The organism is Metabacillus rhizolycopersici, from assembly GCF_020075705.1.
Window position 1 is genome coordinate 1 of record NZ_JAIQUM010000204.1, and the last position, 1,543, is coordinate 1,543.

The following is a 1,543-nucleotide window of genomic DNA, read 5'->3' on the forward strand; positions in this document are numbered from 1 at the left end:
AAAACATTCATGATCTCTCGCTCTCAACCTAGGAATGAAAATAGGTTCTTCATTCCATAATGTAGATACCGCAGATAGTGAGTATATAACGTATCCTTTATTGGTGGTTTTACCCTGTACTGAAAACTGTAGGAATGAATTTGGTGTACAACCTATTGTTAGCTCTCTCTTTCGAGAGAAGACTACGAACAGAAAAATGACTAATTTCAAATTCGTTCCACTGTCTGTGGAATTCTTTGATAAAGGTGGAGTGAAATGGAAACATTGTACAAACGTTGTGCTGGCTTAGATGTACATTCCGAGACAATTGTAGTTTGTGTACTGCAAGGTGACTCAGAAACTGACATAGTAAAAGAGATTGAAACCTTCCCTACATTGACGAAAGATCTATTTCGACTTCTAAAGTGGTTAGAGGAAAGAGAAGTAACCCACATAGCAATGGAAAGTACAGGAGTTTACTGGAAGCCCGTTTATAACATCTTAGAAGATTTCTTTGATATTACTTTGGCAAATGCTCAAAGGATAAAGAATGTTCCTGGTAGAAAAACAGATGTTTCAGATGCAGAATGGATTGCCAAATTATTAAGACATGGATTAATAGAAAAAAGCTTTGTGCCTCCTGAAGATTTTCGAAATCTGCGTGATTTGACTCGTTTTAGAAAGAAATGGATTGGCCATATAACTTCCGAAAAGAATCGAATTCAAAAGATATTAGAAACTTCAAACATCAAATTAGGCACCGTTATTTCGGATGTATTTGGGGTTTCAGGAAGGAAATTGTTAGAGCAGCTAATTTCTAACGGTTATATAGATCAAGAAGACGTTAAACAAAAGATACACGGAAAAATGGCCCATAAGCAGCAGCTAATTACAGATTCGTTATTTGGTACGTTAAACGACCATCAGCTTTTCCTTATTAAACAATCTTGGATGCATATTGTCTACCTTGAGGAATTAATATCCGATATTGAAAAGAGGATTGATCAAATCTTAATCAATTATCAGGAAGAAGTTCAACTTCTTATCACAATGCCAGGGATTAAGAAAGATACAGCAGCAGTTATCATTGCGGAGATAGGTATCGATATGGCACAATTTCCAACTTCAAAACATCTCGCTTCATGGGCAGGTTTATCACCTGGAAATTATGAAAGTGCAGGGAAAAGAAAAAGTGCACGAACGGTAAAAGGAAATCCACATATAAAAACTGCTTTATGTGAGGCTGCTTGGGCTGTTTCACGAAGTCGAAACAAAAGGTTGGCAGTTAAATATTGGTCACTAGCTGCACGAAGAGGAAAGAAAAAAGCACTCGTTGCCATCGGACACCGAATGCTTACCATTGTCTATCATATGCTTCAGAACAAAGAACCCTACCATGAGTCAGTCGTAAATTAGCATTATAGACAATTAATAAAAATTATATACGAGATACCATAATTTAAGGTAGCTCAGCTTTCTTATTGTCAAAAATTGAATTAATCATATCATTAACGAAACCAAGCAAGTTTAAACCATTATTTATTTTCACAGAAAAAGGATCTTC

At 35.9% G+C, this 1,543-nt stretch carries 1 protein-coding gene; it reads left to right on the forward strand.

The window, feature by feature from the left end; translation table 11 throughout:
• Positions 1-255: 255 nt before the first annotated feature.
• The gene (locus K9V48_RS27990; RefSeq protein ID WP_224142309.1) at positions 256-1,395 is read left to right on the forward strand and encodes an IS110 family RNA-guided transposase; all 1,140 of its coding nucleotides are present in this window, start codon (positions 256-258) and stop codon (positions 1,393-1,395) included.
• Positions 1,396-1,543 lie beyond the last annotated feature (148 nt).

Coding starts and splice junctions, on each gene's coding strand:
- K9V48_RS27990 (WP_224142309.1), top strand. CDS start 256: ATGGAAACATTGTACAAACGTTGTGCTGGCTTAGATGTACATTCCGAG.